Origin of the sequence: Pseudomonas quasicaspiana (genome assembly GCF_021147825.1) — a bacterium.
GTDB classification, from domain to species: domain Bacteria; phylum Pseudomonadota; class Gammaproteobacteria; order Pseudomonadales; family Pseudomonadaceae; genus Aquipseudomonas; species Aquipseudomonas quasicaspiana.
In genome coordinates this window covers 286147-304987 of record NZ_JAGTPI010000001.1, presented here as the reverse complement: position 1 = coordinate 304987, position 18841 = coordinate 286147, and the positions used below count along the sequence as shown (strand labels likewise).

At 57.1% G+C, this 18841-nt stretch carries 18 protein-coding genes; 4 read left to right on the top strand and 14 right to left on the bottom strand.

Going from position 1 to position 18841, the window contains the following annotated elements; all coding sequences use genetic code 11:
* Positions 1-13: 13 nt before the first annotated feature.
* From KDX30_RS01425 to KDX30_RS01415, 3 genes are all read right to left on the bottom strand, one after another.
* Positions 14-1636: a methyl-accepting chemotaxis protein gene (locus KDX30_RS01425; RefSeq protein ID WP_122395199.1), complete on the bottom strand. Its 1623-nt coding sequence runs from the start codon at positions 1634-1636 to the stop codon at positions 14-16.
* Between the two features lie 277 nt (positions 1637-1913).
* Positions 1914-2870: a class I SAM-dependent methyltransferase gene (locus tag KDX30_RS01420; protein WP_231674769.1), complete on the bottom strand. Its 957-nt coding sequence runs from the start codon at positions 2868-2870 to the stop codon at positions 1914-1916.
* A gap of 65 nt (positions 2871-2935) precedes the next feature.
* Positions 2936-3871 (bottom strand): AEC family transporter, encoded by a 936-nt coding sequence (locus tag KDX30_RS01415; RefSeq protein WP_231674768.1) that lies wholly within the window; start codon positions 3869-3871, stop codon positions 2936-2938.
* A gap of 219 nt (positions 3872-4090) precedes the next feature.
* Here KDX30_RS01415 and KDX30_RS01410 point away from each other — a divergent pair, with 219 nt between their 5' ends.
* Positions 4091-5947 carry a pyruvate kinase gene (locus tag KDX30_RS01410; protein WP_231674767.1) on the top strand — a complete coding sequence of 619 codons (1857 nt, stop codon included), beginning with the start codon at positions 4091-4093 and terminating at the stop codon, positions 5945-5947.
* A 47-nt stretch (positions 5948-5994) separates the two neighbouring features.
* Here the strand turns inward: KDX30_RS01410 and ppk2 are convergent, their stop codons facing one another.
* The 4 genes from ppk2 to KDX30_RS01390 all read right to left on the bottom strand — a co-directional run bounded on the left by ppk2 (position 5995) and on the right by KDX30_RS01390 (position 8838).
* The gene (gene ppk2, locus KDX30_RS01405; protein WP_027900184.1) at positions 5995-6912 is read right to left on the bottom strand and encodes a polyphosphate kinase 2; all 918 of its coding nucleotides are present in this window, start codon (positions 6910-6912) and stop codon (positions 5995-5997) included.
* Positions 6913-6987: 75 nt separating this feature from the next.
* Positions 6988-7692 (bottom strand): YoaK family protein, encoded by a 705-nt coding sequence (locus KDX30_RS01400; protein WP_231674766.1) that lies wholly within the window; start codon positions 7690-7692, stop codon positions 6988-6990.
* 52 nt (positions 7693-7744) lie between these two features.
* On the bottom strand, positions 7745-7972 hold the full coding sequence (locus tag KDX30_RS01395; protein WP_027900182.1) for a hypothetical protein: 228 nt from the start codon (positions 7970-7972) through the stop codon (positions 7745-7747).
* A 524-nt stretch (positions 7973-8496) separates the two neighbouring features.
* The gene (locus tag KDX30_RS01390; RefSeq protein ID WP_231674765.1) at positions 8497-8838 is read right to left on the bottom strand and encodes an FKBP-type peptidyl-prolyl cis-trans isomerase; all 342 of its coding nucleotides are present in this window, start codon (positions 8836-8838) and stop codon (positions 8497-8499) included.
* Positions 8839-9138: 300 nt separating this feature from the next.
* On the opposite strand from KDX30_RS01390, the gene KDX30_RS01385 reads away from it, so the two are divergent.
* A complete protein-coding gene (locus KDX30_RS01385) occupies positions 9139-9903 on the top strand; it encodes an SDR family oxidoreductase (RefSeq protein ID WP_231674764.1) in 765 nt (254 codons plus the stop codon).
* 9 nt (positions 9904-9912) lie between these two features.
* On the opposite strand, the gene KDX30_RS01380 is transcribed toward KDX30_RS01385, so the two are convergent.
* The 6 genes from KDX30_RS01380 to KDX30_RS01355 all read right to left on the bottom strand — a co-directional run bounded on the left by KDX30_RS01380 (position 9913) and on the right by KDX30_RS01355 (position 14659).
* Positions 9913-10200: a hypothetical protein gene (locus KDX30_RS01380; protein WP_099268766.1), complete on the bottom strand. Its 288-nt coding sequence runs from the start codon at positions 10198-10200 to the stop codon at positions 9913-9915.
* Positions 10201-10558: 358 nt separating this feature from the next.
* Entirely contained in the window at positions 10559-11518 is a 960-nt protein-coding gene (locus KDX30_RS01375; RefSeq protein WP_231674829.1) for a threo-3-hydroxy-L-aspartate ammonia-lyase, read from the bottom strand.
* Positions 11519-11562: 44 nt separating this feature from the next.
* Positions 11563-11952, bottom strand: a complete 390-nt coding sequence (locus KDX30_RS01370) for a RidA family protein (RefSeq protein ID WP_099268768.1) — start codon at positions 11950-11952, stop codon at positions 11563-11565.
* A gap of 44 nt (positions 11953-11996) precedes the next feature.
* Entirely contained in the window at positions 11997-12620 is a 624-nt protein-coding gene (locus KDX30_RS01365; RefSeq protein WP_231674763.1) for a helix-turn-helix transcriptional regulator, read from the bottom strand.
* A gap of 288 nt (positions 12621-12908) precedes the next feature.
* Positions 12909-13847: a fatty acid desaturase gene (locus KDX30_RS01360; protein WP_122703845.1), complete on the bottom strand. Its 939-nt coding sequence runs from the start codon at positions 13845-13847 to the stop codon at positions 12909-12911.
* Positions 13848-14020: 173 nt separating this feature from the next.
* The gene (locus KDX30_RS01355) at positions 14021-14659 is read right to left on the bottom strand and encodes a hypothetical protein (protein ID WP_027898975.1); all 639 of its coding nucleotides are present in this window, start codon (positions 14657-14659) and stop codon (positions 14021-14023) included.
* 289 nt (positions 14660-14948) lie between these two features.
* Here KDX30_RS01355 and KDX30_RS01350 point away from each other — a divergent pair, with 289 nt between their 5' ends.
* Positions 14949-16199, top strand: a complete 1251-nt coding sequence (locus KDX30_RS01350; RefSeq protein ID WP_231674762.1) for an acyl-CoA thioesterase/bile acid-CoA:amino acid N-acyltransferase family protein — start codon at positions 14949-14951, stop codon at positions 16197-16199.
* Here KDX30_RS01350 and KDX30_RS01345 read toward each other — a convergent pair whose 3' ends face one another.
* On the bottom strand, positions 16200-17090 hold the full coding sequence (locus tag KDX30_RS01345) for a DMT family transporter (RefSeq protein ID WP_231674761.1): 891 nt from the start codon (positions 17088-17090) through the stop codon (positions 16200-16202).
* A 584-nt stretch (positions 17091-17674) separates the two neighbouring features.
* Here KDX30_RS01345 and KDX30_RS01340 point away from each other — a divergent pair.
* Positions 17675-18832, top strand: coding sequence for an MFS transporter (locus tag KDX30_RS01340; RefSeq protein ID WP_027898978.1), 1158 nt, complete (start codon positions 17675-17677; stop codon positions 18830-18832).
* Positions 18833-18841 lie beyond the last annotated feature (9 nt).

Below are 18841 nucleotides of genomic sequence, written 5' to 3'. Positions count from 1 at the left end.
TTTCCCGCAGTTGCTATACCGAAAACCTCGCTACCAGACGATTAAGGCCTACGGCCAGTTGCGACAGCTCATTGCTGGCCAGTGAGGTCTGACTGGCTGCGGATGAGCTTTGTGAGGAAAGGTCGCGAATACTCATCAGGTTCTGGTCAACCGAACGGGCGACTTGCGCCTGCTGTTCTGACGCGGTGGCAATCAGCATATTCCTCTCGTTGATGTGGGAAATTGCTGCGGTAATCTCTTTGATTGCGACACCGGCTTCATGGGCGATCTGCAAGGTCGAGCCGGCTTCAAGCGTGCTTTGTTTCATGGACTGCACTGCCAGGGTCGAGTCTTTTTGAATGCCCTGGATCATCTGCTCGATTTCCCGGGTAGACGTTTGCGTTCTGTGGGCCAGTGCGCGGACTTCATCCGCCACCACGGCAAACCCGCGGCCTTGCTCGCCCGCCCGGGCGGCTTCGATAGCGGCGTTCAAGGCCAGCAGGTTGGTTTGTTCGGCGATGGAGCCAATCACGTCCAGTACTTTGGCGATGTGCTGTGCCTGGTTCGCCAGGCCTTCGACTTCAAGGCCGGTACGTTCGACTGTAGTACTGAGTTTTTCCAGCGAGGCGATGGTCTGGCTGACGCGCTCCTGCCCTGTCTGTGCCGAGCGTTCTGATGCCTGGGTTGACTGAGAGGCAGCGACCGCGTTGCGGGCGACTTCCTCGACGGCGGCAGTCATCTGGTTGACTGCGGTGGCCGCCTGCTCGGTTTCCATGCTTTGCCGTTGGATACCGGCATTGGACTCTTTGGTGATCGAGCTCATTTCTTCCGCCGCTGAGGCGAGTTGTCCCGAGGAGTCGGAGATATGCTGAATCGTCCCTTTGAGATTCGCCAGCATGGTCGCAGTAGCGGTCTGCAACTCGGTCATCTCATCCGCGCCGCTGATTTCAACCGTAGTGCGTAAATCGCCGTCGGCAATTTTCCGGGTGGTGATCAGCAGGGTTTGAATAGGCTGGGTAATACTTCGGGTAAAGGCCACGGCTACAACTACAGTAACGATGACGGCGATAACAATGAATATCATTGAGATATAACGGCCGCTGATAAAACTTTCATCCGCGATCGATCCGGATTGCTCCGCCCCTTTTTCGTTAACGCCAATCAGCTCTTCAATAGCGCTTTGCAGCGCCACAGCCTGAGGCTTGGAGGTGTCCTGGATGAATACCGCCATTTCCTGATAAGTGCGAGTTTTACTTAACTCCATCAATTCGTCGATTTTGCCCTGATAGGCACTGACGTTGGCCGAGACCTTATTGAACAGTTCTCGCTCGGCGGCGTCGCCGACCATAGGCGCATAGTCCTGTGTGGCTTTGCTCAAGTTGGCTTTGAGTTGATTGATTTTCTTGATCGACGCTTCGCCCAGGCGTGCGTCGTCCATGACAAATCGTCTGGCGTCCAGACGATACAGGAGCATCGCAGTCTCGATCCGACCAGCCTGTCTGACGCTGGGCAGCCAGTTTTTCTGAAGGTCGGAGGCGGAGTCGTGAATGTCATCCATCTTGAACAGCGAGGCGGCGCCAAGGCCGATCAAGAGAAGACAAATGATGCCGAAGCTGAACAGGGCTCTGGTGGTCAGTTTTATATTTCTTGTTTTCATACCGAGATACCTCGAATCGCCACGCTGCGATAGCTGAGATTCAACTGATCTATCTGCTGGCGACTTGATATCACTGTAGGCGCCAATGTGTGAAAAAACCATCACCTGTGTAGAAAAGTTTTGTTGTTTACACAGGTCTGGTTATTCAAGTCCATCGGCGTTTAAAACTGAAACTTTAAGGGCGTAAACAAGTGGTTATTTGACGCCATTAAACATCGGCTGAGTCCTTTTTGCTGCGCTTAACGTTGTAAAGCTAACTAATTAATAAAGAGTTATATTATATCTCTGCAGTTTCAGACATGTCCTTAAAGAGCAGCGCCTTCAATCCACCTTCGACCTCAGCGTCAGGGAACTCCGGTGGATTGTTTAGACGTTGTTCGAAACGCAGGTTTGGCGCTTCAACGGCGGTGTGGTCGATCAGGAAACTGGAGCCCAGGCTTGGTTCATTCATGCAGGCCAGCACCTGACCGCCCGGCACCAGCAGTTCGGGCATGCGTCGCAGTACTTTCTGGTAATCCTTGTCGAGCAGGAAGCTGCCGCGCTGGAAGGAGGGCGGGTCAATAATAACCAGGTTATAAGGCCCGGATTTTTTCACCTTGCCCCATGACTTGAACAGTTCGTGATCCAGAAAGCTGACTTTGCGCAAGTCGTGTTGATTGAGGCGGTGGTTCTCACGCCCGCGGGTGAGTGCGGCCCGGGACATGTCGAGATTGACCACTTGTTCGGCACCGCCTGCGATGGCCGCGACGGAAAAGCCACAGGTGTAGGCAAACAGATTCAGTATCCGTTTGCCCTGCGCGTTGGCACGCACCCAGTCGCGCCCGTAACGCATGTCCAGAAACAGGCCGCAGTTCTGCTTCCTGCCCAGATCCACTTTGAAGTGCAGGCCGCTTTCAGTGATCTGCCATTCTTCCACCCGCTCACCCAGCAGCCACTCGGTGGTGCTTTCCGGCAAGTAGCGGTGTTGCAGCAATAAGGTATGTGCCTGGCTGTTCATCCATTGCGGGGTGCGGGTCAGTTCCAGCAGCAGACGGGTCAGCGCTTCAAGCTCGGTCTTTGCGGGCTCGCGGAACAGTGAGACTAGCACCACGCCTTGCATCCAGTCGACCGTCACCTGCTCAAGTCCCGGCCAGACGCGGCCTCGGCCATGAAACAGACGGCGGGTCTCATCGGGCGCGGTTTGCAGGGCATCCAGCAGGTGCTGGTTCAGGATAGCGAGTGCTTCTGGGGTCATGACGGCAATCAGTGGCGAAAGGGCGCGACATGTTAAACGTTATCGACGCCGGACGCGCAGCGACGTCACCCCGGATGACTGATCACGTACAGGCAGATCGACAGCGTCACGAGCGAACCGAGAGTCGACACCAGAATCGTGCTCGATACCAGTGACGCTTCGCGCTTGTAGTACTCAGCCAGCATGAATGGGCCGGTGCCGGTGGGCAGTGCGCTGAGCAGCAGGGCGGCATTGGCCCATAGCAGCGGCACATCGAATACATGAAACACCAGCACCCAGGTCAGCAGCGGGTGGCCGATGAGCTTGATCAGGACCAGCAGCGACGTTCCTTCACGTGTGCCTTGCTGTTTTTCGGCGAGGAACAAACCAAGCGCGACCAGTGCGCAGGGGCTGGTCGCCGCAGCCAGGAGGCTGAGCAGCTTTTCCAGTGCGCCGGGCAAGGGCGCGCCGCTGCTGGCCCATAACGCGCCGAGGATCGGAGACACCACTAGAGGGTTTTTCGCCAGCGCCAGAAACACTTTCAAGGCAATGCGGTGCGGCTTGCGCTCGGTTTGCAGCCCGACTTCCACACAGACCAGCGCCAGGCCAAATAACACGCAGACCACCAGAAGTGCACCGACCAGCGCCGGTTGCAGCCCTTCCTGGCCGAGCACCATCACGCACAGCGGGATACCGATATAGCCCGCATTGGCGTAAGACCCGCCGAGTGCGTCGATGCTCGCATCGGCCAGATGGGTGCCTTTCTTCCAGCGCAGCAGGAGGGTAATGACGAATACCGACAAGGTGCTCAACGTAAAGCCGATGACGAAGCCCGGATGCCAGATCTGCTCCCAGGTCGATGTTGCCGTAACGCTGAAGAGCAACGCCGGTAAACACAGCCAGACCACCATCCGGTTGATTTCCGACGCAGCGTTCGGACCAAGGCGGTTCGTGCGTCGGCAGATGAACCCCAGCAGGATCAGGGCGAAAATCGGTAGCAATATATTGAGAACAGCAAACATTCAGGCCCGTCCGTTGCGCGCAAACAGGCGGGCAAGGTTAAGCACGAAAATCGTTAGCGTCCAATCTATTTTCCTGCGTGCCCGGGCCGTCCATCTGCTCGCTGTCCGCAGTAAGCAGATCGTCACAATCGGGCTTTAGCCTTTAAGTCCGCACATTGCGCTGGTCCAGGTGCTTGTCTGACGGACCGCAATGGTCTCCATTCGAAGCGAGTGCCCGCCATGACAATCATAGAAACCGACTTCAACGTATTGGATGAGCAGCAAATACGAGCTGCGCTAAAGCGTCTGTCTTTTTTGCGAGTCAAGATGGAGGCCGCTGCCCGGACGCCCATCGAAAGCATGCAAGTGCACCCCGATTATCTGGACAGTGCTCGCAACTTACTGGGCTACCTCGCGTTGCGCCGCCATGATATTCGTCCTCTGCAACAGCAGTTGTCCGGGCTTGGCCTTTCTTCCCTGGGACGCTGTGAAGCCAATGCGCTCGCATCGGTAGACAGGGTCATTGATGTCCTGAAGCGCTTGCTGCCCGGCGCTGAGCTTGAAGAAAGCTCCGGCAGTTTGGTGAACCGGGCAGGGGAAGAACTTCTTATCCAGCATGCTAACCAATTGTTTGGCGGCCCAGCGCCAGAGCGCGGCGTACGCATCATGGTGACCATGCCTCAAGAGGCCGCGAGCAATCCTTCCATGGTCCGTGAACTGGTGCAGGCAGGCATGGATTGTCAACGCATCAACTGCGCTCACGATGACCCGGCGACCTGGCTGAAAATGATTGAGCATGGTCGCAGCGCCGCTGCCAAGGTCGGCAGAACCTGCCAGGTGATGATGGACCTTGCGGGGCCGAAGTTGCGCACGGGGCAGATACAGCCGGGCCCGGCAGTGTTGAAAATCCGCCCGCAACGCGATGATTTCGGACGCATCGTGACCGCCGCTCAAGTCTGGCTTGCCGAAGAGCCGGAGGCCTTTTCAGACGATGACTATTGTTTGCAGATGCCGGGAAAATGGTTAAAGCAGTTGCAGGTCGGTGATGAGCTTGCGTTCAGGGACGCAAGAGATTCAAGTCGTTCACTGTCGATCGTTGAAGTCACCGGACAAGGCTGTCGGGCGGAGTTGCGTAAGACGGCCTACATGATTCCCGGCATAGAGCTGCACTTGAAAAAGCATCGGGGTCGCCCGAAATCAGAACGCATTACCGGCGTGCCGCCTCGGGAACAAAGCATTGTCCTCAACGAGGGCGATGCTTTACTGCTGAGCGCTGACGCCAGTCATGGTCATCCCGCAGTCCGCGACAGCAGTGGCAAGGTCCTGACCCCCGCGCGTATCGGCTGCACGTTGCCTGAGGTGTTCAAGGATCTGCGCGCCAACGAACCGGTATGGTTTGACGATGGCAAAATCGGTGGGCGTATCCAGTCAGTGCAGGCCGACGTCGTTACCGTCCGTATTACCCATGCGCCGGGCGGAGCCAAACTGAAAAGCGACAAGGGCATCAATCTGCCCGACAGCGAGCTGCAACTTGACGCGTTGTCGCCCGAGGACCTGGAGGCACTTGCGTTCGCCGCCCAGCATGCGGACGTGGTGGAGTTGTCGTTCGTTAACAGTCCTGAGGACGTCAAATCACTTCTGGCGCATTTGAAGCACCTCAACGCCGAGCATCTTGGCGTCGTGTTGAAAATCGAGACACGACGCGGATTCGAGAGCCTGGCGGCGTTACTGCTGGCGGGCATGCAGAATCCGCGACTGGGAGTGATGATTGCCCGGGGAGATCTGGCGGTAGAAAACGGTTTCGAACGAACCGCGGAGCTGCAGGAAGAGATCCTGTGTATTTGCGAGGCAGCCCATGTCCCTGTGATCTGGGCGACTCAAGTGCTGGATACGCTCGCCAAAACCGGCGCTGCAACCCGTGCCGAAATTACCGACGCAGCGATGGGGGTGCGAGCTGAATGTGTGATGCTCAACAAAGGTCCGCATATCCTGGAGGCCATGGGGACGCTGGACGACTTGTTGGTGCGTATGCAGGGCCATCGGAGCAAAAAACGCGACCTGTTGCGCAAGCTGAGTGTCGCTGAGTTGAACGCCTGAGCCAACCGAGCGCCCGGACTCTGGTTCCAGGCGCTCGTCGGGCTGTGTTAATAAATTTGCGGGATGATCAGGTCACTCGGCGTCGGCACGCGGCTGTAATCCTCACGGCGCTGACGCTCTGGCAGTTCAATCGCCGGTTGCTCGACTTCTTCGTAGGGCATCTGGCCCAGCAAGTGGTGGATGCAGTTCAGGCGCGCGGTCTTCTTGTCATCTGCCTGCACCACCCACCACGGCGCTTCGGCGATGTGAGTACGCTCCAGCATGATTTCCTTGGCCTTGGTGTAGTCCTCCCAGCGACGACGGGATTCCAGATCCATGGGGCTGAGCTTCCATTGCTTGAGCGGATCATGGATGCGGCTGAGAAAGCGCAAGTGCTGTTCCTGATCGGAGATCGAAAACCAGTATTTGATTAACTGAATGCCAGAGCGGGCGAGCATGCGCTCGAACTCGGGCACGGTACGGAAAAACTCCTCGTACTGATCGTCGTCGCAAAAGCCCATGACCTTTTCCACGCCCGCGCGGTTATACCAACTGCGGTCGAACAGGACGATCTCACCGGCCGCGGGCAGGTGTGAAACGTAGCGCTGGAAATACCATTGAGTGCGTTCACGGTCGTTGGGCGCAGGCAGTGCAGCGACACGACAGACCCGCGGGTTGAGGCGTTGGGTGATGCGCTTGATCACGCCGCCTTTACCGGCTGCATCGCGACCCTCGAAAAGGATCACGACTTTGTGCCCGGTTTTCACCACCCAGCTTTGCAGTTTGACGAGCTCGCCCTGAAGGCGAAACAGTTCGCTGAAATAAAGGCGGCGGGCCTGTTTTTCATCGCTGTCGCTGATATCGTTTTCAAACAGTTTGTCGAGGCTGTACTCGTCTTCTGCCAGCTCGAGCTCCAGCTCTTCATCATTATGATCAAGCAGCTCGCGATGAATACGCCGCGCGATATTTTCGTGCTCAGGAGACATGTCGGGCACTCATCTGTAGGAAAAGTCCTCAGATAGTAATCAGCCCATATGACGAAAAGGTGACGGTTTGAAGGCTCAGCGTGGTATGTAGCGACGCTGCCAGCGATAGGGGATAAACAGGGTCAATATCCCCAGCACTGCGGCAAATGCGCCGCTGATCAACAGCGCATTGGGTCCCAGCCGGTTTTCCAGCAGTGCGCCGATAATTGCCCCTATGAACATGCCGGCCCAAGGGACCAACTGTATGCGCCAGCCATCACGGCGCTCGCCAAGCATCCAGCGTCCCAGACCGCGCCCGAATCGGGAAAGTGCTCCCGTCACATATGTCAGCCCCACCGGCAGGCCGTTGACCTGTTCAACGGCGGCATTGAGCATGCCCATGGCCAGAATCGCCGCCACGACGGTAATAATCTGCGAAGCCATTGGCCAGGCTGCGGCAGCGCACAGCAGCATACCGATACTTAATAACAAGGGCAGGGCGCGTCGGCCACTTACCCGGGCAACGATCACCCCCAGCGCATTGCCGATTACGAAGGTGATGATTGCCAACAGCAGGCGAGAGGTGGTGTTCAGGTCACCATCGCTGATCGCCACCGCCAGACGGGTGGTATTGCCGCTCATGAAGGAAACGAAGTCGCCCGTCGCCATGAACCCGATGGCATCGGTCATGCCTGCCAGAACCGAAAGGCTTGCCGCCAACCCCATACCCACACGCCCGCGCAATTTCTGCATGTGCAGATGCTTCAAACTAGCGCTGGCATTGGCGGTGGAAGGCAGCATCGCAGGTCCTTGCATTGATCACTGATTCAGACGCGAACATTGCAACGCTTGATTAAAGAGCCTTGGCGCGAACGATCCGTTTGGCCTTGATCTCGTCGGCGTAGGCTTTGAGCTGATCGGCATCTCCATACAGCCGGTTGACCAATTGCAGAATGGCCGTGACGTCGACATCAGTCATTTGTTCGGCGAGCTTGAGTATTTCATTGGCAGTGCTTTCAAGGTTCTCGGCAGTTCCCTTGAGGTGACGCTTGAGTTCCTGGGTCGGCTTGTTGAGGGCCATGATGTTTCCTTCTTATAAGTACCGCGATTTCTATGCGGTGGAGCATCGCTTTTTCTGGGGGAACAAGCAATCAGACCTGATGATGAGCGTTGTAGAAGTGGCCCCAGTGTGCATGACACCGCGCTGTCTCGCGGCAAACCAACGACCTGTAGGAGCTGCCGAAGGCTGCGATAGCGGTGTATCAGGAGAAATACTTCGCAGCCTTCGGCAGCTCCTGCAGAAAATGCATTTCAATCCAGTAATTTGCATGTTGTTTGATGAGAGAGGGCGGAACGCATAAGGCATGGTTGCCTGGATGCTGACGCACGAAGTACTCCACCTATCTGCAGGGCTGGCTTTCGCCCGGGAGATGCCGGCCTCGTCAGGTTTCAGCATTCAAACTGTGCAATGCGCATATGCCCATGTGAAATGAAACCAGATTGTGGGAGCTGAGCATGCTCGCGATAAGGCTGGACGCAATTCACTTCGGATCGTATCCAGCCTTATCGCGAGCAAGCTCGGCTCCCACAGGTCCTGCGTCTTGATCAATCATCCCGAGTCAAAACTTCCATCAATTCGATCTCAAAATGCAAATCAGCCCCCGGCTTGATATGCGCGCCCATCTGCCGGTCGCCGTAGGCCAGATGTGCAGGCACAAACAGGGCGCGGATGCCGCCGACTTTCATGCCCATAAGGCCCTGATCCCAGCCCTTGATCACGCGCCCGGTACCGATCACGCACTGGAAAGGCTTGCCGCGTTCATGGGATGAGTCGAATACGGTGCCGTCTTCCAGTTTGCCGGTGTATTGGGTGGTGATCAGCGCGCCTTTGACGACTTCCTTGCCGTCACCGGTGCGGATGTCTGTGATCAGCAATTCGTTGCTCATGGTGCTTTCTCTAATAAGGCGACAAAGGCGGCTTTTTCTCAGGAAAGCGTCGGTGGCGCAAGGGGTTTGATGAGTCGATCGACTTTGAATGCCACCCCTCTAAAGCACGGTTGACTGTAGGAGCGCGCTTGCCCGCGATTCGATTTTAGAGTCGACAGATTTTTCATTCGTGGCAAGAGCATCGCGGGCAAGCGCGCTCCTACAGTCGACTTTGGTTGCAACTCGATAGCGCGGAGTTGGCAAGGCCGGGTAATCTCCTGTGCTATTCCGTACTTTCCCGAATCAGAAAGGAGCAACAGAATGACCACTAACACCGCTTCAAAAGTCGCACTTGTCACGGGCGCAGGCAGTGGCATTGGTCGTGCTGTTGCGTTGGGCTTGCTGGAGGATGGCTACCGCCTGGTGCTGGCGGGACGTCGTCAGGAGCCTCTGGATGAGTTGGCGGCGGTTATTGGCGAGGCGGGTGGCGAGGCCATTGCAGTGTCCACTGATGTCCGCGATCCGGCGAGTGTCGATGCGCTGTTTGCGAAGATTGAAGACGCTTATGGTCGTCTGGATGTTTTGTTCAATAACGCCGGCGTTGGCGCCCCGGCCGTTCCGGTGGACGAACTGGACGTCGAGAAGTGGCTGAACGTGATCAACACCAACGTGACTGGAGTATTTCTCTGCGGTCGCGCCGCGTTTGGGCTGATGCGCAGGCAGGTACCGCAGGGTGGACGGATCATCAATAACGGGTCGATTTCCGCCCACACGCCGCGGCCGTTCAGTTCACCTTACACCGCGAGCAAGCATGCCGTGCTTGGGTTGACCAAGACGTTTGCCCTGGACGGGCGTGAGTTCAACATTGCCTGCGGTCAGATCGATATCGGCAATGCTTTGACCGAGCTCGCGGCACGCATGACCACCGGGGTGCGGCAAGCCAATGGGCAGACCGCGGTAGAGCCGATGATGGATGTCAAAGAGGTCGCCAATGCGGTGCGCTATATGGCGAGCCTGCCGCTGTCGACCAACGTGCTGAACATGACCGTTATGGCCACTAACATGCCGTTCGTTGGTCGCGGCTAGATCAAAGGTTTAGTTCATGTTCTGGCTGGCAACGACCATGGCCTGGGCGATGTTGTTTTTTTCGGCTTCGGTGAAACCGTCCCAGACGTGGACCTTGGCGTAGTAGCCCAGGCCAGCCAGCGAATAAAGGCTCAGGGTGAACACGATGAAAATGGTCACGAACGTCCAGCGGCCGCCGTCACTCTCTTCACGGGACGAGAAGTTCTCGGTGTAGGTGTCGTTACCGTTACGTGATACGGCATTGGACGCCAGGCGTTTGAACCATTGGAGCAGGTAGATGATGACGAGTCGCAGCATGGGATTAGCCTCAAGTTTAAAAGTGTGCAGTAGGGCGCCCAGTGGGCTGACCCGAAATCGTCGTTTGCGCTCAGGGCGCGCTCGGCCACAAATGCCGAAAACGAAAAAAGCCCGTCTATGACGGGCTTTTCTTTTTATAAATCTGGTCAAGTCGCCGGGCTTCCAAGTCGACGACTGTTGATGTCGTTGAGGTTCGATTCCGCGTCCGCTTGCCGGTATTGCAACATTTTAGAACAATTGGTTTTCTCCATCTAGGACCGTTCGGCGGTTGTCAGACAACTGGTTGAATTTCTGATGTGGCATTTTGTCGCGCAGTCGCGCATTGAAAGGCAAATGGCTGTCCTGCATCGATTACGAACTATTTAGCCAGCAGCTGCGCGTAACGTTGCAAATCCACGTTGCCGCCACTGATCAGGATCCCGACTTTCTGTCCTTTGAGCTGGTCCTTGATCTGCAGTGCGGCGGCGAAGCTCAGGCAGCCCGTTGGTTCGACGACCATCTTCGTTCGTTCGGCATAGAAGCGCATGGCGTCGATGAGTTGCGCGTCAGACACGGTGAGAATGTCGTCCACGTCACGGCGAATGATCGGGAAGGTGTGGTTACCCAGGTACTGGGTTTGTGCGCCATCAGCGATGGTGTGCGGAACAGCGATACGGACGATTTCGCCCGAGCGAAAGGAGCGCTGCCCATCGTTGCCCGCTTCAGGTTCGACGCCATACAGCTTGCAAGCGGGCGACAGGGCACGGGTTGAAAGTGCTGAACCCGCAAGCAATCCACCGCCGCCCAGGCAGACCAGTAACGTATCCAGCGGTCCGACTTCTTCGAACAGTTCTTTGGCGGCCGTACCTTGTCCGGCTATCACGTCGGGGTGGTCGTAGGGAGGAATCAGGGTCATGCCCAGGCGCTCGGAATGTTCGCGGCCGATGGCTTCGCGATCTTCGGTCTGACGGTTGTAGATCACCACGTTTGCGCCATATTCGCGTGTCGCCGCAATCTTCGCAGGTGGCGCGTCGTGAGGCATGACGATGGTAGCGGGGATGCCCAGGAGACGGGCGGCGAGGGCGATACCCTGCGCGTGATTCCCTGAAGAGAATGCCACCACGCCATGTTTACGCTGCTGCTCGTCAAATTTCGCCAGGGCGTTGAAGGCACCGCGAAACTTGAATGCACCGACCCGCTGCAGGTTCTCGCATTTGAAAAATATCTGGGCGTCGAACAGGCTGTCGACGGTGCGCGAGGTGATTACCGGCGTGCGATTGGCTTGGCCTACAAGACGCTGGGCAGCGGCTTCCACGTCTTGATAGGTGGGGAGTGTCAGAGTGTTCGTGTTCACGATGATAGTCACCTTCTCAACTGAAAATATCAGGCCGCTACGGCCATGGCTTCAACTTCCACGGCGCAGCCGTAGTGCAATTGTGCGACGCCCGCGACGGCTCTTGCGGGACGGTGATCCCCCAGCCATTGGCTGTAGAGTTGATTGAATAGCGGCCACTGCCCAATGTCAGTGACATACACCCGCACCTGCACCAACTGCTCTCTGCTGATGCCAGCAGTCTGAAGACAGCTGTCCAGATTGAGCAGCACTTGTCGGGTCTGATCTTCAAACGAAGCATTGGCCAGATGTGCACCGTCGGCAGTGATGGGTAACTGGCCGCTGATCATCACGAAGCCATTGGCGATGGACAGGTGCGAGTAGTGCCCGGCAGGTGGACTGATGGTTGTGCTGTTCTTGCAGAGAATGGGGTCGGGCATGGGGTTCTCTCGTTGAAATTCAAATTTCAGAAGCGGCAGTGGGCCTACTTCAGGTAGCTGTAAGCGGCAGCCCGGGAGACCCCCAGGTGTTGCGCGACCACGTCCATGGATTTGCGCACTTCCAGTGCGCCCGATGCTTTCAGCTCTCGAAGCAAGATGCGGCGTTCATCGGCCTTGAGCGAGCGGGGCGTGCTTGCCGAGCGACCCGCGAACTCATCAATCCGTTTGCGAATACTGTGTGCGCTATCCACTTCCAGTGACTCATCCACCGCGCAATCCACTCGGGTGAATTGAGCCATGGCCGTTTGCACGCCCTGGAAAAGAGTCAGATCAACGTTCATGCACAGCGCCGCGACGTATTGCCCATCGACGTTGCGGATACCGATCGAGGTGCTTTTGGCCTGACGTCCATCGGGGAACCGGTTGGCGTAATTGGCGATGACTTGCGGATAGGCCGGGTCGGCGATTCGCGCGAGGCCCAGCTCGGTAGCCGGGTCACCAACAGAGCGACCTGACAGACTGTTGTGGATGGCGTAAATGGCGTGATCGGGAGATTGAAGGTCATGCACCACCACTTCGCAAAACGGCCCGAAGGTCTCGCCCAGGCCTTGAGCAACGTGTTTGAGTTGTTCGAGCAGGTTGCGGGTTTCTGCAGAAGAGTCGGACATGTGGATGGGTATCTGGATAAATGTTTAAGACAAAATATCCAGTAATTGACGTTTAGTAAAGGTCACTGGTGCTATGACCTGTGCAGGAGCGGCCGAAGTGTTACTGATAACACGGATGTGTAGGAGCGAGGCTTGCCCGCGAACCAGACGACTCGGTAGGCCAGACGAACCGCATTATCGCTCTTCGCGGGCAAGCCTCGCTCCAACAGACTTGTTTGCCGCAAACAGCGCTGTGTCAAAAACTCCGGGCCATCTCTACAGGAAATTTGCATGTATCCCGCTATGAGCTCAACGCCAGGGATGCTGCGGACTATCAATCGGCCTTACGCCATGTTGCCTGAACAATGCGCCGTACCCGTCCACCAGAAACTGGCCACTGCGCTGCAGCCAGTCTTCACGACGCTCTGCGTAAACCCGGGGCAGGTAATACCAGGGCAAGCCCGGAAGATCGTGATGAATCAGATGCAGGTTCAGGTTCAGAAACAACCAGCGCCACGGCCAGCCCGCTTCATTGATGACCGAGCGATGTTGCGGCGATGCGGCAGGGCGGTGCTCATAGAACGAGCGGACCATGGATAACGCCAGAGCCAGTACGCTGGCCAGCAGGTATTCGAAGATGCCGATTCCGCCTTGTACCTGAACAAACCACAACACTGCCACCACGCAGGCACCGTGAGTCAGCCACATCAGCCAGGCTTGCAACACGCCTTGCCGTAGCCTTCGCAGTTCTACTGACAGCAGGCCAACCAGCGCAATCGCCGGGCCGACCAGCAATCGGCCATAAAGAGTTTTGTTCAACCAGTGCAGGCTGCGCGACACGATGCTATTTCGCTGCCAATGCTGTTCGCTCAGGTAGCGGCTCTCGGGATCATGATGTGGCAGGGTCAGCTCTTCGTCGCGGTGATGCAGCAGATGGCTGTCGCGATACAGCGTGTAGGGATACCAGATCGCGAGCGGCGCGTAGCCTAGTAGCTTGTTCACTGACCGCCAGCGGGTCGGATGGCCGTGGAGTAATTCGTGCTGCACCGACATCCAGAACGAGATGACCGGCACCAGCAACATCAAGGTCAATCCGCGGCCCAGTAGTGCCGAGTATTGGATCAGGCTGAACCAGGCCGCGTAAGTCCCGATCAGCAATAACCAGGTTGGCCAGTCGGTGCGGGCGGTCCAGGTTTTGCGCAGTTGGGCGATGCGCTGTTGGTGCGTGGCGTCGAGGTAGTTGGGCATGCGCATCACCGGCAGATAGGCATTAAGGCAAGTGGCCTGAAGCTGCACCTTAGCAATTCCGGTTATGCGTGAATAATCACATTTAGCAGTGTTTATATAATCTATTGGACTAAGCGTGGGTGCAAAAATGGGGGCAACCCAGGCCCCCATTCTTCAGTTACCTGATCATTCAGTTACTTGCCGAATAACCGCTCATGTACCCAGCCGTTATTGGTCAGGATCATGCCGCGGGTTTCTTTGATCGGCGTTTTTTCAGCGGCGACTATTGCAGGCAAGTCCCGGATGGCAGCTTGCACGGACTCTTCGTACGCCCATTTCGGCAAGTCGCTGGTCTTGTAGCTGTACGTCACGCGTGAAACCTTCTGGCCCATCATGTCGCCAGGCTCACTGAACTGGTCGACGCTGACGATTTTGGCTTTGCCAACACACAGGGCGCCAACAGTGGTCCCGTTCATAAGTTTCCGGGCGTCATTCTTGTAGAACTTTCGACCTTCATCGGTAAGGTCGAAGGCATAGCGGATATCGGTGCGAGCAGGTTGAGCAAAGCTCTTCGGGATCTCTTTACGAGATAGCTCAGTTTCTTTAACTACCCCCACTTGAGCCAAGGTATGCAAGACCTTGTCTGTACCGCTGTAGTCGAACTCCTGACTCTCGGTAGGAAAGTTAGCGGCCACCAGACATCTCGGATACAGAGTGTCGAGGTAAGCTTGTGCAGCTTTTTCGAAATTTTCTTCACTGGCCTTTTTCGGGTCGGAGCAGCCCGCGAGCACGGTGAGCAAAACGGCCAGCGATAAAATCTTCCTGTCTTTCATGTTGCGTCCTTGATTACGGGGGGAAGTTTCAGCCAATGAAATACGTCATTAATCTGAACCCAATCAAGACCTGTGAACGGGGCGGAAGTTTCCGGGTATCTAATGGCATCTGTTGATTTTGTAGAATGCCTCGACCTATACGAAATCACTCCAGCCAATAGATAAAACGGCAAAAGACCTAAGGTTATGCCGCAGAGGAATTTGGCTTTTTTCATTGTCTTGTTCACATTGTGCGCACACGACGAATTTGAAGGTCCGGTAGCACGCAGCGCGTGATAAGGCGAAATACATGACAACACTCTCCGTGACACCCGCAGACGGTTTGCTGGACGAGCCTCGACGCATCTCCATAAAAGGTCTGGAGCCCTCGCAAAAGGTTGAGCTTTCCACGCGCACCTTGCGTGGCAACGGGCAGTATTGGGTCAGCTCTGCGACGTATATCGCCGATGCATCCGGGCAGGTTGATCTGGAACGCGACGCGCCTGTATCCGGCAGCTATGAAGGCGTCTCTGCGTCAGGCCTGCTCTGGAGTCAGCGACCAGAAGCGTCTAGTGCTGCTGATGTTTTTCCAGACGACGTGCTGCAACCCTTGGTGACTCAAGTATCCCTTGAGGGGAGTGAGCAATCCGTCACCTTGATTCAGCGACTCGCATCTGGAGGCGTAACTCGCCGTGAGGTTCGCGAGGACGGTCTGGTCGGAACCCTGTTCACGCCGCCTGGCGTCGGGCCGCATCCCGCTGTGATTGTGCTCAACGGTTCAGGGGGCGGGATCAACGAACCCCGAGCCGCGCTTTATGCCTCGCGAGGTTACGCCGCGTTGGCGCTGGGCTATTTCAAGGCACCGGGCTTATCGCCTTACATTTCAAATACGCCCTTGGAGTACTTCGTCGCGGGCTTGGCCTGGGTGCGACGTGAGGTTCGGCCTGCCCATGATTTCGTTGCGCTGAGCGGGCAGTCTCGGGGCGGTGAGTTGGTGTTGCTGCTGGGCAGTATGTTTCCTGAGGCGGTGTCGGCGGTCATCGGTTATGTGCCAAGCGCCCTGGTGCATGGTGGGCAAGCGGCGGCTGATCCGGCAGTAGGCCGGGACGGACCGGCATGGCTCTATCGGGGACAGCCACTGGTGCACCTCTGGAACAACAATAAAACCGCTTCATGGGCGGCCAGGGATGCCGGTTTGCGTAATGCCGAATCCATCAGCACAGCGCTGCTGGATCACGATGCCGTGCGCCGGGTCGCCATCGAGGTAGAGAAAATTCGTGGGCCCGTCCTGTTGCTGTCTGCGGGGGATGATGCGGCCTGGCCTTCAGCGCTTTTTTCCAGAATGGCGTACTCGCGGCTGAAAGAGGCGGGACATCCATGGCCCGTGCAACACCTGAGTTTTGAACACGCTGGCCATACGATTCTGTTGCCGAACATACCGTCCACCTACAGCGTTGACGGCACGCCTGCGGCCAACGCTGAAGCCAATGAACAATCGTGGCTGGCGGTGAAGGCGTTTCTCGACGATGCGGTCAACGCTCGTGCTGCAGAGGGGGCTTGATCAGATCTTGATGGGTTGTGGCGCCTTGACCGTGGTCCGGCGCCCGAGTACCACCGTGCCTACGACTCCTGCAGCAAATACCCAGGTCAACGGGTCAATGTGCTCACCAAACCACAGCGCAGAAAAGGCGATGGTAAAGAAAATCTGCAGCAACTGAACTTGCCCGACGCGTGCAATGCCGCCCATGGCCAGCCCGGCATACCAGGCGAAGAAGCCGATGAATTGCGAGAACAGCGTGACGTAGCCGAACGCCCATAACGTCGGGGCGCTGATTGCTCCTTGATGCTGTGATGCCAGGTAAAGCACCGGCCCCAGCAGCAAAGGGAAGGCCAGCACCAATGCCCAGCAGATGACTTGCCATCCGCCCATTTCCCTGGCCAGACGTCCACCTTCGGCATAACCCAGACCGCCCAGTGCGATGGCCGCCAGCATTAGCAGATCGCCACTGCTGATACTGCCAGCGCCTTGAATCATCGCGTAAGTCAGCACCAGCGCACTGCCCAGTGCAGCGCATGCCCAGAATGCTTTGGAAGGCCGCTCATGGTGCAGCCACGCCGCGTACATGGCGACGATCAGCGGTTGCAGGCCGTTAACCAACGCGCCATGGGAAGAGGGCAGGGTTTGCATGGCCCACGATGAAAGCACCGGGAAGCCGACGATCACTCCGAGGATGACGAAGCACAGGCCTTTGAATTGTTGCCGGCTTGGCCAGCGTTCCCGGCGCCAGAGCAACAGTGCTGCCGCCGGAATCGCCGCGACAAGTGCACGACCGAGGCCGTTGAGCAGCGGGTGAATTTCCTCGACCACAATGCGGGTCATGGGCAGGGTCAGGCTGAAAATTATAACGCCGAGCAAACCGAGGGCCATGCCGGTGTTATCGCGGGAAGTCATAAACGGTTCATCGTCAGAGAGTGTGGGCCGGTATTTAGCCATAGAGGCGAAATCTCCCAGCGCTACAGAGAGCGACAGAGTGGGCAGTACACTTTGTCCTGTGGCTGTTTTTATTTTGAACAGATCACGAAGGTGCTCTTTGAGCTCCTCTGGCAGGTCGTAATCTCTGTTGGAGCGAGGCTTGCCCGCGAATCAGGCGATGAGGTAGCTCAGTTACTCCGCGTTATCCTCTTCGCGGGCAAGCCTCGCTCCAACAGGAAACGCAATTTACTATTCAGTCCAGCTTCGCAGGATCGTGCAACGAACCGCGCTGATCGGGCAAACCATGCCGCCCCAGGCGGCAGTACAATTTCAGGGTGCTGAAGCTGCAGGCAGGCATGCAGCGATGGATACACGACGCTTATTGCAGTAGACCTCATCAAGGTGCATCGACATAATGTCGGCCGCTGTTTGCCTATAACAATTCCTTCCCGCTTTGATTGCCCGGTCGACGAGCGATCAGCGCCAAGTCATATCAGCTTGACCATACCTTTTAAAAACCAGATCGGTGTTCATCCGTCTGGCGCTTCGCTATTGGAGTTCGAATGCTGTTACCCATTCTGCTGCTGTCGGCCGCAGGCTTTACTGTGCTGACGACCGAATTTGTCATTGTTGGCTTGCTGCCGGGGATCGCCCGGGACCTTGAGGTGAGCATCCCGCAAGCCGGGTTGCTGGTGACGTTGTTCGCCTTTACGGTGGCCTGTTTCGGTCCATTTCTGACGGCGTATTTCGCGCGCTTTGAACGCAAGAAGCTCTTCGTCACAGTGATGGTGTTGTTTGCACTTGCCAATACCCTTGCAGCGCTAAGCCCCAATATCGCTGTAATGGGGATCGCACGACTTATACCTGCACTCGGGTTGCCAGTGTTCTGGGCGTTGGCCAGCGAGACTGCGGTCGATCTGGTTGGACCTGAGCATGCAGGGCGGGCCATGGCGAAAATCACCTTTGGTATCGTCTGCGCCACGGTGTTTGGCATCCCGGTGGGCACGCTGGTCGCCGATGCCGTGGGCTGGCGTATGGCGTTCGGCATGCTCGCGGTGCTGGCACTGGCCAAAGCGTTGCTGCTGTTTGTGTACCTGCCGACCATTCACGTCAACCGGCAGGACGTTTCGTTGCGCGAGCAAATGAAAGTTCTGCGCAGCCCGGTCCTGCAAGGCCACGTGTTGCTGTCCGTATTGGTGTTCTCCGGGATGTTCACGGCTTACACCTACCTGGCCGACATCCTCGAACGGCTGGCCGGTTTCAACGGCACCGTAGTGGGTTGGTGCCTCATGGCGTTTGGCGCCGTGGGCCTGATCGGCAACTCATTGGGCGGGCGAGCGGTGGACAAGCATCCGCTGATGGCCTCGATTGTGTTCTGCGCGTTCATGGTGGCGGGCATGGTCGCTTTGATCCCGAGCATTCATTCTCCGGTTTTTCTGGCGATGGCTTTGGCGACCTGGGGGATTACTCAGGCGGCGTTGTTTCTGGTCAGCCATGTGCGGGTCATGAAAGCCGCTGAGGGCGCGACGGCTTTTGGCGCGTCACTGAACATTTCGGGTGCCAATCTGGGCATCGGCCTGGGCGCGATAGTGGGCGGCCGAATGATTGATTCGTTCGGCCTGCAGAGTCTTGGCTACGCCGCCGCAGGCTTTGTCGGGCTTTCCATTCTGCTCGCTGTTCTGTTGATGGGGCGGCCGGTTTCACAGCCGCTGCCGGAGTAAATCGCAAAG

What these genes read in the sequence shown, in the direction of transcription:
- KDX30_RS01425 (WP_122395199.1), bottom strand. Translation starts at nt 1,636, where the DNA reads ATGAAAACAAGAAATATAAAACTGACCACCAGAGCCCTGTTCAGCTTC.
- KDX30_RS01420 (WP_231674769.1), bottom strand. Translation starts at nt 2,870, where the DNA reads ATGACCCCAGAAGCACTCGCTATCCTGAACCAGCACCTGCTGGATGCC.
- KDX30_RS01415 (WP_231674768.1), bottom strand. Translation starts at nt 3,871, where the DNA reads ATGTTTGCTGTTCTCAATATATTGCTACCGATTTTCGCCCTGATCCTG.
- KDX30_RS01410 (WP_231674767.1), top strand. Translation starts at nt 4,091, where the DNA reads ATGACAATCATAGAAACCGACTTCAACGTATTGGATGAGCAGCAAATA.
- ppk2 (WP_027900184.1), bottom strand. Translation starts at nt 6,912, where the DNA reads ATGTCTCCTGAGCACGAAAATATCGCGCGGCGTATTCATCGCGAGCTG.
- KDX30_RS01400 (WP_231674766.1), bottom strand. Translation starts at nt 7,692, where the DNA reads ATGCTGCCTTCCACCGCCAATGCCAGCGCTAGTTTGAAGCATCTGCAC.
- KDX30_RS01395 (WP_027900182.1), bottom strand. Translation starts at nt 7,972, where the DNA reads ATGGCCCTCAACAAGCCGACCCAGGAACTCAAGCGTCACCTCAAGGGA.
- KDX30_RS01390 (WP_231674765.1), bottom strand. Translation starts at nt 8,838, where the DNA reads ATGAGCAACGAATTGCTGATCACAGACATCCGCACCGGTGACGGCAAG.
- KDX30_RS01385 (WP_231674764.1), top strand. Translation starts at nt 9,139, where the DNA reads ATGACCACTAACACCGCTTCAAAAGTCGCACTTGTCACGGGCGCAGGC.
- KDX30_RS01380 (WP_099268766.1), bottom strand. Translation starts at nt 10,200, where the DNA reads ATGCTGCGACTCGTCATCATCTACCTGCTCCAATGGTTCAAACGCCTG.
- KDX30_RS01370 (WP_099268768.1), bottom strand. Translation starts at nt 11,952, where the DNA reads ATGCCCGACCCCATTCTCTGCAAGAACAGCACAACCATCAGTCCACCT.
- KDX30_RS01365 (WP_231674763.1), bottom strand. Translation starts at nt 12,620, where the DNA reads ATGTCCGACTCTTCTGCAGAAACCCGCAACCTGCTCGAACAACTCAAA.
- KDX30_RS01360 (WP_122703845.1), bottom strand. Translation starts at nt 13,847, where the DNA reads ATGCCCAACTACCTCGACGCCACGCACCAACAGCGCATCGCCCAACTG.
- KDX30_RS01355 (WP_027898975.1), bottom strand. Translation starts at nt 14,659, where the DNA reads ATGAAAGACAGGAAGATTTTATCGCTGGCCGTTTTGCTCACCGTGCTC.
- KDX30_RS01350 (WP_231674762.1), top strand. Translation starts at nt 14,949, where the DNA reads ATGACAACACTCTCCGTGACACCCGCAGACGGTTTGCTGGACGAGCCT.
- KDX30_RS01345 (WP_231674761.1), bottom strand. Translation starts at nt 17,090, where the DNA reads ATGACTTCCCGCGATAACACCGGCATGGCCCTCGGTTTGCTCGGCGTT.
- KDX30_RS01340 (WP_027898978.1), top strand. Translation starts at nt 17,675, where the DNA reads ATGCTGTTACCCATTCTGCTGCTGTCGGCCGCAGGCTTTACTGTGCTG.